We start from the raw sequence: 14,041 nt of genomic DNA, 5'->3' as shown, positions 1-14,041 counted from the left end.
CACCCCGCGCCGAATCGCCAAAAATGGCCGCCTGGCGGGGAAGTCGGGCGGCCGTTTTTGGTGATTGGCGGGCCGGCCGCGGCGTACCCTCGAACCATGCCCGACATCCCCCTGCCCATCCACACTGAGCGGCTGCGGCTGCGCCGGTTCGAGGCCTCGGACCTGGACGCGTTCCACGCCTACCAGTCCCTTACGGAAACGGCGCGCTTCCTGCTGCGGGAGGCCAAGACCTACACGCAGTCCATGGAGACGGTGGGCCGGTACGCCAATTTCGTCTTCGAGAAGGAGGGCGACTGGATCTGCCTGGCCGTAGAAGCCAAGAACCACGAAGGGCTGCTCGGTGAAGTGGTGCTCAAGTGGCTGCCCGGCGAGGGGCAGGCCGAGATCGGCTGGATCATGGCGCCGGAGGCCCGCGGCAAGGGGTACGCCACTGAAGCCGCCCGGGCGCTGCTGGACCTCGGCTTCGGCGAACTGGGCTTCCACCGGATCGATGCCAAGCTGGACGCGCTCAACACCGGTTCGGCCAGGATCTGCGAGCGGCTGGGGATGCGGCTTGAGGCCACGCTCCTGGAGAACTGGCACTACAAGGGTGCGTGGTCCACGGAACTGATCTACGCCATGCTCGCCGAGGAGTGGCGGATCAGCCGGGCCAGACGTCCTGCCGAGCCAGGCGCGCCGTGAATTCGGCTTCCGGCAGCGGCCGGCTGTAGTAGTAGCCCTGGCCACTGACGCAGCCGGTGCTTCGCAGGTGTTCTGCCTGCTCCGCGGTCTCCACGCCTTCCCACACTGCCTCGAGCCCGCAGGCCCGGATGAGCTGGTGGATGGCCGCAATCAGGGCCGGCTGGGCGGGGTCGCTGCCCAGCGCCGTGAGCAGGGTCCGGTCCACCTTGACGCGGTCCACCGGGAGCTGCCGCAGGTAGCTGATGGACGAATAGCCGGTGCCGAAGTCGTCGATCTCCAGGCCCACCCCGAGCTTGCGGAGGCTGGCCAGCGTGTACCGGTCAAGCTCATTGCCCTGGATGATGGCGCTTTCGGTCAGCTCCAGGACCAGCAGCGCCGGTTCCAGGTCCGCGGACGTGAGGGCGTCGCGGACGTCCTCGATGAACTCGAGTCGCTGGAGGTCCGCGGCCGAGATGTTGATCCGCATGGAGAAGTCGTGCCTCTTGGTTTCCGGGCCCGTCCTCCAACGCCGGAGCTGCTCCACCGCGGCCTTGAGCACCCATTTGCCCAGCTCGGAAATGAGGCCGGTTTCCTCGGCGACGGGGATGAACTCGTCCGGCATGATCAGCCCGCGGGTGGGATGCTGCCAGCGCACCAGGGCCTCGACGCCCTCGATCCGGCCGGTGGCCAGCTCGATGATCGGCTGGTAGAACAGCACCAGCTGCGAGCCGGAGATGGCCTCGCGCAGTTCGCCCACCAGCTGGTTGCGGAGCTGCCGGGCGTGCAGCATGGCGGGTTCGAACACGCGCAGCTTGTTGCGGCCGTCAGCCTTGGAGGCGTACATCGCGATGTCGGCCTCCATGAGCAGTTCCTCGGAGGTCTCGCCGGGGTCCGCAATGCGCAGTCCCAGGCTGGCTCCGCAGCGGATCATCTTGCCGTCCACATCGATGGATCCGTTCAGGGAATCCAGGATCCGGTTGCCCACTGCCGCGGCCTTCGCCGGTGTGGTGGAGGGCAGCAGGATGGCGAATTCGTCGCCGCCCAGGCGGGCCACCATGTCGGCGTCGCGCACGCACGACCGGATGCGTGCCCCCACAGCGGCCAGCACCTGGTCGCCCATGGAATGTCCCAGGGAATCGTTGATGCTCTTGAACGCGTCAAGGTCGAGCAGCAGCAGCGCTGGCGGCAGCCCGCCGTCGGCGGCCTCGGACTGGGCGTCGTTGAGGGCGCTGACCAGCGCGGAACGGTTGAAAAGGCCCGTCAGGGAATCGGTGAGGGCCATTTGCTGCAGCTCCAGGTGGGCCGCCTTGAGCATCTGCGTGCGGGATTCAACGCGCTGCTCCAGCTCCTGGTAGATGATCTGGAGGTCTTCGGCGAGCAGGTTGGTGCCCATGATGACCGCGTCCAGCTCATCCCGGGCGTCGGAAATTTCAATGCGCGAATGGAGCTCCCCCGAGGCGAGCCGGACAATGCCGTCGAGGAGCCGCCCCAGCCGGGGGTCGCCGTCAGTGAACATTGTCCAGGCGTCTCAACCAGTCAAGGGCTTCGCCATCCGACGTGAAGTACCGCGCCGGGACCGAGCTGAACTCCCCGCCCAGGAGGAAATGCCCGAGCAGCCTGTCCACGGGGCTCTCGCCCACAATCGCCCACGCGGACACCGAGGGGATGGCTGCGTAGGCGGCCCGCGCGGCGCCGCTCACCGACCCCACGCCGGTCAGTTCAAGTACGACGGCGACCCTCCGGTCGCCGGCAAGCTCACCGAGTTGCCGGCGCAACTGGGCGGCGGCAGCTTCACTCAGGTCCGCACCGCGGGGCAGCACGGCTTTGACGGCGAGATCCGGCAGCGCCGTACAGGAAACGACGGGTGCTGGCAGTCGGCCGGCCGCCGGCATTAGGAGCGATTCCGGCGCAGGACCGGGAGCCATTGTTGTTTCGGACACTTACCCCCCTTGGAGAAACTGCTGATGGTTCTCGGCCGAAGCCACGAACGTCCGCACTGTTGCGCTCCGATCCGGTGCAGCCGCCGTATCGAACAGCGTAGCCGCCTCTTCCAGTATCTGTAGAGCCTCGGCGTTTAATCCTTGGGCCATGAGCGCTTTGCCCAGGACGAAGGAGGCTTCGGCGGCGGTCTGCGTTGCGAGGACGGAGAACTTGCTGCGGAGCGGCTCCAGGAGGTTGATGGCCGAATCCATGTCGCCCGTGAGGTAGTACCAGTGGGCGCGGACCAGGGCCATTTCCAGCATGTCGCGTTCGCTGCCGCCCACAACTTCGGTGGCCAGCTCGGCCCGTTCGATGCAGCGAAGGGTCGCGGCATTGCCGAGTTGGGCGTGCAGGCGCATTTCCGCCGAGGCCCGGTTGAAGCGTGCCCAGAGGTCCACGTCCTTAGACGGTGACAACTGGCCCGCCGCGAGGTCGTGGTACTGGCTGCCCTCGTTGACCCGGTTGCTCAGGAACGCGACGTTGCCCATCACCCAGTAGGCCTTGCCGGCCGTGTCCTCGTCCACATGGTCAGTGAGGAGCGATTCGAGGTCCAGGCACTCCCGCCATGCTTCCTCAAGCCTGCCGCTTTCAGCGAGGGCCGCGATGAGGGCCTGCTGGGCCTGGATGTGCAGGTAGACGTTTTCGAAGTCTCCGGCCACGAGGCGGGCGGCGGCGGCCGCCGCCTGCACAGCTTCCGGGAGCCGTCCCACGCCCTGCAGGGACACGGCCAGCAGGACATTGGCCCGGGCCCCAAGGTCTGCAGAGGAGGCGGCCACCGGATGTTCGGCGAGGAGCCGGGCAAACTCCACGCATTCCTCAACTGACCCCTGGTCACGCAGGCATTCCGCCTGGAGCAGCACCATTTTCCACCAGCCCAGGTCGTCGTCGGCGTCCCGAGCCATCTCTGCGGCTTCCCCGGCCTGGGTGAAGCCTGCACTGTAGTCGCGTCGCTTCCAGCTTTCGCGGGCAGCCAATTCTGCAATCACGAACGGGGACAAGTCGCGCGGCATAGGCATGCTGACAATTATCCACGCCGGGGCGCAGAACGCTCACGTTCCAGGGCGGAATGGCGCTTGTTACGGGGTTTGCCGAACCTTCCGGAGTTTTGGTGGAAATTCGGCGGAAATGACGGTAATTGACTTGACTAAAACTTGAGATTTTGAACGTATACTGTGCCCGTAATAAGTAATTCACCTCACAACGAAAGGAACAGCGGATGAAGAAAGTAGCCGCAACACTCCTCATGACGGGCATCCTGGCTGTGGCCGGTTTCGCTGCTCCTGCGAACGCCGCACCCAAGGACAAGGACGACACCTCGTCCTCGTCATCAGAAACGGTCAGCTACGCGCAGATCGGCTGGTGGCCTCACTAGATTCGTTGGTCTCAACCGCGATTTTGAAACTGCCCCGGACCCATCGGTCCGGGGCAGCTTGCATTGTCGGGAGATGGCGCGTGCCGTTGGTTCGGCGCCGCTTCCGCTTTAGACGCTGCCGGGCGGGTGCCGTTGGTTCGGCGCCGCGTCCGTTTAAGGTCCGGTCAGCGGCAGGTGAACGGTGACGGTGGTCCCCGAGCCCAGGGTGGACGTCAGGTCCAGTGAACCGCCGTGGCGGTGCACGATGTCGTGGGCGATCGCCAGCCCCAGCCCGCTGCCCGGCACGGCCGCGTTCGAGGCATTGGAGGCCCGGTAGAACCGGGTGAACACCTGGTGAATTTCCTGCTCGGGAATGCCCACGCCGGTGTCCGCGATCCTGACGACGGCGGACGGGCTGGCTTCCCCGGACGTCTCGGGCATGAAGCTGATACTGATGCGGCCGCCGTCGGGCGTGAATTTGATGGCGTTCGCCACGATGTTCGTGAAGACCTGCTCGAGCTGGGCTTCGTCGGCCTGGATCTTCAGGTCCTCGTGGGAATCGGCGCCGGTGATGGTGACGTTCCGCGATTCAGCGAGCGGGCGGAGGGCCGCCACCACGATCCTCAGCACCTGGCCCAGCTCCACCTGCTTGAGGCTCAGGTTCCCGGTGCCGTCCTGCTGTGACACCGTGAGCATGTCCTCGATGAGGCGCCGGAGCCGGTCCGAGTTCCGCGAGATGACGTCCATCATGGACTCGATGCCCGGAGGCACGGGGCCGCCGGCGCCGTCGCGGATCATGTCCAGATAGGCGGTGATGGACGTCAGTGGAGTCCGGAGCTCGTGGTTGACGGTGGCCAGGAAGTCCGTCTTGGCCTTGTCCAGTTCCCGGAGCTGCTGCAGCACCTGCACCTGCGCGCTGATCAGGTGGCCCTGGATGAGGCTGTGGGCGAGGTTTCCCGCCACGTGCTGGATCAGGGCGATCTCGGCCCGGGTCCATTCGCGCGGCGCGTTCAGCTGCGTGATCCAGATGATGCCCAGTGCCGAGTCGCCGTCGCCCACGGGAACCGCGATCGATGCCCGGACGGAGGACAGCCCGCACCAGTTCTGCAGCACTTCGGCAAGCGGAGATGCCTGATCGGTCTCGTGATCCACCACAGCAAGGGCCTCGGCAGCGGACCAGAGCGAGGTGGCCAGGTCGCGGGCCGCGTCCTCATAGGCTCCCAGGTTGTCGGGAAGCGCGGGAAGTCCGGGCTTGCACCACTGGGCGCTGATCCGGGGCACGCGCGTGTCCTGGAACGTGGTGAACCAGACCTGGTCCGTCCCCAGCGATTCTCCGAAGCCCCGGACGAGGTGCCCGGCCATCTGCTGGGGGCTGTTGGTGCCGCGGATGGCGGCGGAGACGTTGCGGAGGCTCTCGCGCAGGAACTCCGCCTGGGCGCGGATCCGGCGGCGCTCCCGGGACCGGCCGATCAGGGTTTCGACGCGGTGGACCAGTTCCTTCGCGTCGGCTTCGTGGGAGACGTAGTCGGCGATGCCCCACGGCTCCAGCCGCGCCAGGTCAAAGTCTCCGGCGAGGTCCACGATGAGGAGCACCGGCGTGCCCTCCCACATGTGCCCGTCAGCCAGTGCCGTATCCAGAAGCACGACGGCGGCGCGGTTGCGTTCCAGCTCAGCGGCGAGGGCGCCGGCGTCGGACGCTGTGCGGACGCTGAAACCGGCTTCCGCGAGGACAGAAGCGGTCGCCTGCAGGCGCTCCCCCTCGGGAATGGCGAGAATTGCGTCGCGCGCCGCGGGAAGATGTTCCGGCGATGCCTGAACCACTGTGCCCCCCTATTGTGCGCGAGCCCATGTGCGGCTACCCGTGATTTTCGACTCACATTATCAGTCCGTGGACCGCATTGGCCGCGAACGTGTGGGCCTGTAGCTTGATAGTTGTCTCATAGCCACCGGGGAGGTCTCGATTGTGAATGCCGATGTCAGCGGCCGGAACACGCTGTTTGACCTGGTACTGGACCCCGAGGGGCTCCTGCGCCTGACGTGGGCCCGGGGAGCGTTCATTTCAGAGGCGGACGCCGAGGCCGCCATGGAGCGGGTCAATATCCTCTCCGGGGAGAGCCGCCATCCCATGCTCGTGGACATGGCAACCACCGCGGACGTGAGCCGCGCCGCGCGGGCGGTGTGGGGCCGGCCGTGCCAGGCGTCGCGGATTGCGTTGCTCGGTTCCTCACCCGTCGACAGGGTCATTGCCAACTTCTTTCTGGGCATTACCAACGTGCCGTGTCCGACGAAATTTTTCACCGTGGAGCGCGACGCCCTCGCCTGGCTCAGGGAGTAGGGCTGAGGGCCGGCTAGGCTCGGGGCAGCAAGGCTCAGGACCCGCCGAGGGATCCGTCGCCCATTTTCTCCATCGGTTGCTCCGTAAGTGCCGTTTTGGGGACTGAAAAGGGCACTTGCGGAGCAATGGATGGTAAATGCCGTCAGCGGGGCTGCAGCACGGAGAAGTAGCCCGGGATCAGCTCAGTCCGGCTGGCGGACGTCAGCGGGCGGGTTTCGATGGTGGCCGGTCCGTCCTCCACCACGTCCCACCGCAGCTCCGGAAACGCCCGCTTGCGCTGCACGGGGCCGAAGCGGCCGGGCATGGGCAGGCCGCGGATTGCCTTCTCCAGCGGCGCGGGGATGGAGTGCAAAGTAGCTCCAAGGTGGCTCACGTACTCGATGGCGTTGCCCCGGAAGTTCGTCTCGGCGAGGAACACCCGTCCGCGTTTTCCCACCAGGGGGTGGAGTTGTTCGGCAAGGGCAGCCTGCGCCGGGCGCTTCAGCACATGCAGGACACCGCGGATGAAGATGTTCGCTTCTCCAGCGACGCCGGCGGTGGCCAAGGCGTCGGCCACGGCCTGCGATGCCCCGGGAGCGGTCATGTCCGCCGCCAGGTATGACACCCGCTCCAGCCCGACGGATTCGGAGTGCGCACGGGCGATGGCATTGGGGGAGACGTCCACACCCAATACATGCGGGAAGTGCGCAACCAGTCTGCGGCTGAACGTGCCGTTGCCGCACCCGACGTCGACGATGGGCAGGTCCGGGTTCAGTTGCCGCTTCAGCTGTTCCAGGTAGCCCAGCATTTCGTGGTCGTCGCCGGAGTCCCACAGCACGTCGCCGCGGGCGCCGGTGGCCCGGACGTTGCCCCAGAACTGGTCCCAGGCCTCCCGCGGATCCTTGGGCGCCGCGGAAGACAGCTTCACCAGTTTGGGGACCAACAGGTATTTCTTCAGCGCCGAGAGCATCGTCCAAATATATGCGGTGGCGGGCCCGTTTCCGCGCCCAGCACCGGGCCGTGGGGCTGGTGGGGCCCCTGAGCCGATAGATTACGCCCGGAGTTCCGCCGGTTCACCAAAAATGGCCGCCTGGGTAACCCCTTATGCGGCCATTTTTGGTGAATGGCGACCCTCCATACGCTATGGCGGGTGCCCTGAGGCCAGGCCCTACTTCAGCCCGGCGCCGGGCAGCAGTTCCGTGGCGCCGAGGGAGTCGGCAATGAAGGCGTAGTCCCAGGCTCGTTCGTGCCACTGCACGTACCGGCCCGAGGCGCCGCCGTGGCCGCCGTCCATCTCGATCTTCATGACGATCGGCTCGGCGCCCGTGGTCTTGGACCGCAGGACCTGCACCCACTTGGCGGGCTCGACGTAAAGGACGCGGGTGTCATTGAAGGACGTCACGGCGGCGATCTTGGGGTAGGCCACCTCGCGGACATTCTCGTACGGCGTGTACGACTTCATGTACTGGTACACCTCGGGATCGGTGATGGGGTTGCCCCATTCCTCCCACTCAAGCGCGGACAGCGGCAGCTCCGGATCCAGAATGGTGTTCAGCGGGTCCACGAAGGGCACCTGCGCCAGGACGGCCGCGTACTTCTCCGGTGCGAGGTTGGCCACGGCGCCCATGAGGAGGCCGCCCGCGGATCCGCCGATGGCCGCGATCCGGTCCGGCGCCGCCCAGCCGGACGCCGCCAGCCAGTCCGTGGCCGCGATGAAGTCCGTGAACGTGTTCTTCTTGGTGAGCTTCTTGCCGTCCTCGTACCAGTGCCGGCCGAGTTCACCGCCGCCGCGGATGTGCGCAATGACGAACACGATCCCGCGGTCCAGCATCGAGAGCCGGGCGACGCCGAATCCCGGGTCCATGCTCAGCTCGTACGAGCCGTAGCCGTAGATGAGCCCGGCCGCGGTGGAATCCCGGGCCAGGGACTTGTGGCGCAGCACCGAGAGCGGGACCTTGGTGCCGTCGGCGGCCTCGGCCCATTCGCGGGTTGCGACGTAATCGGCGGAGTCGTAGCCGCCCAGCACCGGGCTTTCCTTGCGGAGCAGCAGCTCCCCGGCCGGTTGCTCCGCGGTGGGGAGCACGAAGTCATAGACGCGCGACGGCGTGAAGTAGGACGTGTAGCCCAGCCGGATCACGGGTGCCTCATAGTCCGAGCCGCCAACGCCCGACGTGTACAGTTCCTCGTCGAACGCCGGCTCGACGGGCGGCTCCTGGGCGGGCGTGCCCAGCCCGGCCAGCGACATCACCTGAACCCGCTCGATGGTGTCCTTGCGGACCGAAACAACCATGTGTGTGGACGTGACGCCCGCACCGTTGACGCGGACGTCGTCGGAGTGCTCGACGACGGTGGTCCAGTGCTGCTCAGCCAGCGGCTTGGTGAGCTCGGCCGGGTCAACCAGCGAGACCATCGAGTTGACGGCGTTGCGGTTGTGCGTGATGACGATGCGTTCCTGGCCGTCGAGCAGGAACGGCTCGGCCTCGTACAGGACGCGTTCGTCGCGGGAAACCACGGTGGTGAGGCGGCCCTCGGGGTCGTCAAAGCGCAGCAGTCGCGTTTCGCTGTACTCCGAGCAGCCGATGCCCAGCACGAGGTGACGCCGGTCGGAGGAGAGCTCAAACCCCAGCCACATGGCGACGTCGTCCTCCTGGTAGATCACCGGATCGTCGGCGACCGGCGTGCCCAGCACGTGGGCCTTGACCTGGTACGGCCGCCAGGAGTCATCCACCACGGTGTAGAAGATCCGGGTGCCGTCGGGGGAGAAGGAAACCCCGTAGAAGACGTTCTCAATGACGTCCGGCAGCAGCTCGCCGGTGCGGAGGTCCTTGATGCGCAGGGTGAAGCGTTCGTCCCCGGAGTTGTCCACGGCGTAGGCGTACAGGTTCCCGTCCACGGTCACGGCCGTGCCGCCCACCGAGAAGAACGGCTTTCCTTCGGCTTCCACGTTGCCGTCCAGCAGGACTTCTTCGCCGGGAATTTCGATGCCGGCCTCCACCGCCGGGGGAGTCCAGTCGGCCACCGGGTTGCCGGTGTCCTGGGCGCGGACGCGGCACCGGATCCCGTATTCCTTGCCCTCCACGGAGCGGCTGAAATACCACCAGCCGTCCTTGCGGTTGGGAACAGACAGGTCCGTCTCCTGGGTGCGGCCCTTGATCTCCTGGAAGATGGCTTCGCGCAGGGGTTCCTGGTGCGCAGTGACGGCTTCCTGGTAGGCGTTCTCGGCCTTCAGGTGTGCCACGACCTCCTCGGATTCCTTGTCCCGGAGCCATTCGTAGTGGTCCACGAAGGTGTCCCCGTGGTGCGTGCGCTCGGCAGGCACCTTCTTGGCGACGGGCGGCAGGGGAACGGCAGCGGCGGGGGTGGTGGCGGAGTGCTGCAGCGGAGTCTGGGTCATTCCCTCAATATATAGAGCCGCACCGACATTTGGGCGGCCGTTCGCTACCGGGGGAGAGCCGGAATCGCGACTGGCTAGGCGAAGTCTGTCCCCGCTCCCGGCCCGGGCGTATCCTGAACTCGCGTCCGCAAACCGGAACCAATCCAGCAGCCGAGGGGCAGCCATGACAATTCCGCCAGTGCACGAACCCGACCCGTTCCCGCCGGAACCCGGCCCCGATCCCATGCCGCCGGATCCCTCGCGGCCCGCGCCGCCGAACCCCTTCCCGGCTCCGGAACCTCCGGGCCCGCTCCCGGTGCCGGACCCCGGGCCGGCGCCGCTCCGGCCTGACCCGACCAGAGACTAACGGGCCCGACCCGAGACTAACGAGCCCGGGCCGCCTCGCCGCCACCCCAGTCAACATCAGCCCACAACGCGGGGGCACGCAAGCCAGATCCGAACGATTTAGGCGCTTGCGTGCGCCCGCGTTGCCGTGCCATGGGAAGGTCGAAACAGGAACGTGATGCAATATTCGGTATTTTTTTTGTTATCTTCGTCACATGCGGGTTAGGCTTGTTTCCGGTCGCAGCGTCGCGGCCGTGCATGAGGGGAGAAGTTTTCTTGAACCAGAAGCTCAAGGTTTTGGTCCGTTTGGACCTCGAATGCGGTGAGGCTCAGGTCGCCGCCCAGGGCCACGTAACCGCCCAAAGCATCCAAGCTCTCTACGTCGTCATGAAGCGCGCCAACCACCTCAGGCAGGGTCTTCAGCTCGTTGTGGACATCTCCCACGCGCGGGTCGAACCCTCGGCTCTTGAACAGCTCCGGGAATGTTCCGAAACCCACCACCTGCCGCGGTCAATCGACCCGTTGCAGTCAGAATGCAACGTCCGCGTTCTGGCACCGGCCGACGCCGGCCCTCGAACCAGTGCGGGCAGGGTTCCGGCAGCCGCGGCTGCTTGATACGCGCCGGCTGATCGCCGGCCGCTGACGCCCGGCTGCTCATACTCAGCAGCGGGCGGCTCAGCTAAAGCCGGCCTTCCGTAACGAAAACCTTTTCCAGGACACAGGCCTTGCAGGAAGTAAGCCCTGGGGCCGTGTCCGGGATTATTAGCGTGGTGGCCTGAATTCAGATTAGGGAAAACAGGAAAAGCCCGGCATCGCCGGGCCTTTCCGCCTTTATCGTGACCGGGCCATGGCGAATCGAAGTACGTTGACGTCGTGCGCATCCAGCGGCACGCAGCCCCGTCGGAGCTGGTATCCCGAGTTCCGCCCGGCCGTGAGGTGCAGCTGGTCACGGACCGACCCTAGCTCCACGGGTGCGGCGTCAGCGTAGTTAACGCGTCGCCGGAACGGCTTGAAGTCGCCTTCATCGGCCTGCCAGATCCCGTCGTCCGCGATTTCACCCAGGGCAGTGAAGTGCCGCAGCGGGATCCGGTCGCCGAGTCGTTGGACCGGGGAGTAGAAAATGAGCGTGTCGCCGGCATGCATGCGCGACAAGTTTGCCCGCTTTCCGTGACCGATCTGTGCGATCCCCAGGGCGACGGCGCGTCGCACGTTCTCAGCAGATACGACTGCCAGCCACGCGCTCACTCCGCCTCCGTGAGCCGCCTCCCCGAGCGCATCGAGACCGTCCTGTTCAGACGCCGTCATGGATCGTGATTCTGTAGCCGTCCGGATCGGCGAAGGTGAAGGTGCGCCCGAATGGCCCATCGACCGGTGCCGAGGTGATCGGCGTGCCGACGCCGGCCAGAGCGTCGTGAAGCTGCTGGGCGTCGGTGGCGCGGAGCCAGAGTGCAATGCCTTCTCCTGGCTGGGGGATAGCCTCGAGGTTGGTTCCTGGCAGCGGTTCGCGCACCGCGAAAGGAACGGGCTGGGTATCGAAGACGACGGCGTGCGGCGGGCCGGCCTTGGATCGCGCCAGCCCCAGTTGCTGCTCGTAAAACGCCGCCGAGCGTTCCAGGTCGCGCACCTGCAGGGAAATGAAATCAGGCCCAATAGCGGCCATGGCATTGCCTCCTCGTTATGTCAGTACATTGACATGGATCAAGGTATGTCAGAATATTGACATGAGTCAAGACGGCACTGGACTAGACCTGGACACCTCGCTGGGCTATCTCCTCAAGCAGACGCACAGTGTGCTCCGCTCAGCGATGGACGGTGCGCTGCGCCCACTGGGGATGACGGTCCCGCAGTACGCGTGCCTTGAGCTCCTCGCTGAGCGGCCTGGTCTGTCCAACTCCGATCTGGCCCGCGGTGCCTTCGTATCCCGGCAGTCGATGAACGTCCTCCTGCAGGCGCTCGAACGGGATGGACTCGTCGTCCGGCCGGAACAGCCATCTACTGGCCGGGTCCTCCCCGTCCAGCTCACCCCGCTGGGTCGAGAGCGGCTGCAAGCCGCCAGCGCCGCTGTCAGCTCGGTGGAGACCCAAATGCGGCGGGGGCTCAACACCAGCCAACAACGGCAATTGCGGGATTTGCTCGCATCGTGCGTCAGGTCCCTGTCCGGATCCTGACCAGGCTGCTGGCGCCAAAATTCGCAAAGTACAGCTGGTCAGCGCGTGGTTACTTCTCCGGATTCGGGTTCTTCACGTTGCGCGAGCCGATGTCCGGTGGGCCCAGCACCTCGGCGGCAGGACTGTGCGTCGTCTCGTGCTCGCGCACGCGCAGCTCCGGGTGGTGCAGGTCAAGGGCCGGGCGTTCCGAACGGATGCGCGGGATGGACGTGAAGTTGTGGCGCGGCGGCGGGCAGGACGTTGCCCATTCCAGGGAAGCCCCGAAGCCCCACGGATCGTCCACTTCAACCCGCTCGGCACGGCGGGAGGTGATGTAGGTGTTCCAGAAGAACGGGATGAGGGACGCTCCCAGCAGGTACGAGCCGAGGCTGGAGAACTGGTTCATCCAGGTGAAGTTGTCCTGCGGCATGTAGTCCGCGTAGCGGCGGGGCATGCCTTCAACGCCGAGCCAGTGCTGGATCAGGAACGTGCCGTGGAAGCCGAGGAACAGCATCCAGAAGTGGATCTTGCCGAGGCGCTCGTTAAGCATCTTGCCCGTCCACTTCGGCCACCAGAAGTAGAACCCGGCGAACATCGCGAACACCACGGTGCCGAACACCACGTAGTGGAAGTGCGCCACCACGAAGTACGAGTCGGACACGTGGAAGTCCAGCGGCGGGGAGGACAGGATGATGCCGGTCAGGCCGCCGAAGAGGAACGTGACCAGGAACCCCAGGCTCCACAGCATGGGGGTCTCAAACGTCAGCGAACCGCCCCACATGGTGCCGATCCAGTTGAAGAACTTCACGCCCGTGGGCACCGCGATGAGCATGGTCATGAACGCGAAGAACGGCAGCAGCACCGAACCGGTGACGTACATGTGGTGCGCCCACACGGTCACGGAGAGCGCGGCGATCGCGATGGTGGCGTAGACCAGGCCTTTGTAGCCGAAGATCGGCTTGCGGCTGAAGACCGGGAAAATCTCCGAAACGATGCCGAAGAACGGCAGCGCAATGATGTAGACCTCAGGGTGGCCGAAGAACCAGAACAGGTGCTGCCAGAGCACGGCGCCGCCGTTTTCCGGATCATAGATGTGGGCGCCGAAGCGGCGGTCGGCCCCGATGGCGAACAGCGCGGCGGCCAGCGGCGGGAAGGCCATGATGACCAGGATCGACGTCGCCAGGGCATTCCACGTGAAGATGGGCACCCGCCACATGGTCATGCCCGGGGCGCGCATGCAGATGATGGTGGTGATGAAGTTGACGGCGCCCACGATGGTGCCGAAGCCGGACAGTGCCAGCCCAAAGACCCACAGGTCACCGCCGACGCCCGGGGTGAAGGTGGTGTTGTGCAGGGGAGCATAGGCGAACCAGCCGAACGACGCCGCACCCTGTGGAGTGATGAAGCCGGCCATCGCGATGGTGGAGCCGAACAGGAAGAACCAGAACGCCAGGGCATTCAGCCGCGGGAAGGCGACGTCCGGTGCGCCGAGCTGCAGCGGCATGATGACGTTGGTGAAGCCGGCGAACAGCGGGGTGGCGAACATGAGCAGCATGACCGTGCCGTGCATGGTGAACAGCTGGTTGTACTGTTCCTTGGTCTGCAGGACTTGCATGCCGGGTTCGAACAGCTCGGCGCGGATCAGCAGGGCCATCACGCCGCCGAGGAGGAAGAAGATAAACGAGGCGATCAGGTACATGTACCCGATGGTTTTGTGGTCGGTGGACGTGATCCACTTGACCACCATGCTGCCCTTTTTGCGGGGCACCACGCGGGGAGCTGTGGTATCGGTCAATCCTGTTGTGTGCTGATATGCGGTCATCGTCTGCCACTCCCCGGCATCGCGCTTCAACGCCCCTCGTCAGGGCTGG

Annotated in this window: 14 protein-coding genes; 5 read left to right on the top strand and 9 right to left on the bottom strand. The window is 65.9% G+C overall.

The genetic code is table 11. The features are described 5' to 3' along the window. Nucleotides 1–96 precede the first annotated feature (96 nt). The gene (locus J7I89_RS17050; RefSeq protein ID WP_214972816.1) at nucleotides 97–681 is read left to right on the top strand and encodes a GNAT family N-acetyltransferase; all 585 of its coding nucleotides are present in this window, start codon (nucleotides 97–99) and stop codon (nucleotides 679–681) included. Here J7I89_RS17050 and J7I89_RS17045 read toward each other — a convergent pair. The 3 genes from J7I89_RS17045 to J7I89_RS17035 are packed head-to-tail and all read right to left on the bottom strand — an operon-like array spanning nucleotide 641 to nucleotide 3,656. Further along, nucleotides 641–2,176 (bottom strand): bifunctional diguanylate cyclase/phosphodiesterase, encoded by a 1,536-nt coding sequence (locus J7I89_RS17045; RefSeq protein ID WP_214972815.1) that lies wholly within the window; start codon nucleotides 2,174–2,176, stop codon nucleotides 641–643. The two genes, J7I89_RS17050 and J7I89_RS17045, sit on opposite strands and share 41 nt — an antisense overlap. Further along, complete coding sequence (locus tag J7I89_RS17040) at nucleotides 2,166–2,600, bottom strand: hypothetical protein (protein WP_214972813.1); 435 nt, start codon at nucleotides 2,598–2,600, stop codon at nucleotides 2,166–2,168. Before J7I89_RS17040 ends, J7I89_RS17045 begins: the two co-directional genes overlap by 11 nt. After that, nucleotides 2,601–3,656: a tol-pal system YbgF family protein gene (locus J7I89_RS17035; RefSeq protein WP_214972811.1), complete on the bottom strand. Its 1,056-nt coding sequence runs from the start codon at nucleotides 3,654–3,656 to the stop codon at nucleotides 2,601–2,603. Between the two features lie 200 nt (nucleotides 3,657–3,856). Here J7I89_RS17035 and J7I89_RS17030 point away from each other — a divergent pair, with 200 nt between their 5' ends. Continuing rightward, nucleotides 3,857–4,012 (top strand): hypothetical protein, encoded by a 156-nt coding sequence (locus J7I89_RS17030; protein ID WP_214972809.1) that lies wholly within the window; start codon nucleotides 3,857–3,859, stop codon nucleotides 4,010–4,012. A gap of 153 nt (nucleotides 4,013–4,165) precedes the next feature. Here J7I89_RS17030 and J7I89_RS17025 read toward each other — a convergent pair whose 3' ends face one another. Beyond that, nucleotides 4,166–5,812 (bottom strand): ATP-binding protein, encoded by a 1,647-nt coding sequence (locus J7I89_RS17025; RefSeq protein ID WP_214972801.1) that lies wholly within the window; start codon nucleotides 5,810–5,812, stop codon nucleotides 4,166–4,168. A 142-nt stretch (nucleotides 5,813–5,954) separates the two neighbouring features. Here J7I89_RS17025 and J7I89_RS17020 point away from each other — a divergent pair, with 142 nt between their 5' ends. Next, a complete protein-coding gene (locus J7I89_RS17020; RefSeq protein WP_214972799.1) occupies nucleotides 5,955–6,326 on the top strand; it encodes an STAS/SEC14 domain-containing protein in 372 nt (123 codons plus the stop codon). Between the two features lie 142 nt (nucleotides 6,327–6,468). Here J7I89_RS17020 and J7I89_RS17015 read toward each other — a convergent pair whose 3' ends face one another. Both J7I89_RS17015 and J7I89_RS17010 read right to left on the bottom strand, forming a co-directional pair. Beyond that, nucleotides 6,469–7,275: a class I SAM-dependent methyltransferase gene (locus J7I89_RS17015; RefSeq protein WP_214972797.1), complete on the bottom strand. Its 807-nt coding sequence runs from the start codon at nucleotides 7,273–7,275 to the stop codon at nucleotides 6,469–6,471. Between the two features lie 198 nt (nucleotides 7,276–7,473). Then, nucleotides 7,474–9,699, bottom strand: a complete 2,226-nt coding sequence (locus J7I89_RS17010; protein ID WP_214972796.1) for a S9 family peptidase — start codon at nucleotides 9,697–9,699, stop codon at nucleotides 7,474–7,476. 600 nt (nucleotides 9,700–10,299) lie between these two features. Here J7I89_RS17010 and J7I89_RS17005 point away from each other — a divergent pair. Further along, entirely contained in the window at nucleotides 10,300–10,638 is a 339-nt protein-coding gene (locus J7I89_RS17005) for a hypothetical protein (RefSeq protein WP_214972793.1), read from the top strand. Between the two features lie 216 nt (nucleotides 10,639–10,854). Here J7I89_RS17005 and J7I89_RS17000 read toward each other — a convergent pair whose 3' ends face one another. After that, on the bottom strand, nucleotides 10,855–11,328 hold the full coding sequence (locus tag J7I89_RS17000) for an EVE domain-containing protein (protein WP_251045472.1): 474 nt from the start codon (nucleotides 11,326–11,328) through the stop codon (nucleotides 10,855–10,857). Beyond that, the gene (locus J7I89_RS16995; RefSeq protein ID WP_214972791.1) at nucleotides 11,315–11,683 is read right to left on the bottom strand and encodes a VOC family protein; all 369 of its coding nucleotides are present in this window, start codon (nucleotides 11,681–11,683) and stop codon (nucleotides 11,315–11,317) included. Before J7I89_RS16995 ends, J7I89_RS17000 begins: the two co-directional genes overlap by 14 nt. Nucleotides 11,684–11,744: 61 nt before the next feature. On the opposite strand from J7I89_RS16995, the gene J7I89_RS16990 reads away from it, so the two are divergent. Next, on the top strand, nucleotides 11,745–12,191 hold the full coding sequence (locus J7I89_RS16990) for a MarR family winged helix-turn-helix transcriptional regulator (RefSeq protein ID WP_214972789.1): 447 nt from the start codon (nucleotides 11,745–11,747) through the stop codon (nucleotides 12,189–12,191). Between the two features lie 49 nt (nucleotides 12,192–12,240). On the opposite strand, the gene ctaD is transcribed toward J7I89_RS16990, so the two are convergent. After that, the gene (ctaD, locus tag J7I89_RS16985; RefSeq protein ID WP_214972787.1) at nucleotides 12,241–13,992 is read right to left on the bottom strand and encodes a cytochrome c oxidase subunit I; all 1,752 of its coding nucleotides are present in this window, start codon (nucleotides 13,990–13,992) and stop codon (nucleotides 12,241–12,243) included. Nucleotides 13,993–14,041 lie beyond the last annotated feature (49 nt).

The sequence above is a fragment of the Arthrobacter sp. ISL-5 genome, from assembly GCF_018613835.1.
Classification (GTDB): Bacteria; Actinomycetota; Actinomycetes; order Actinomycetales; family Micrococcaceae; genus Arthrobacter.
The sequence above is the reverse complement of the archived record's forward strand: the minus strand, read 5'-3'. Positions and strand labels throughout refer to the sequence as shown.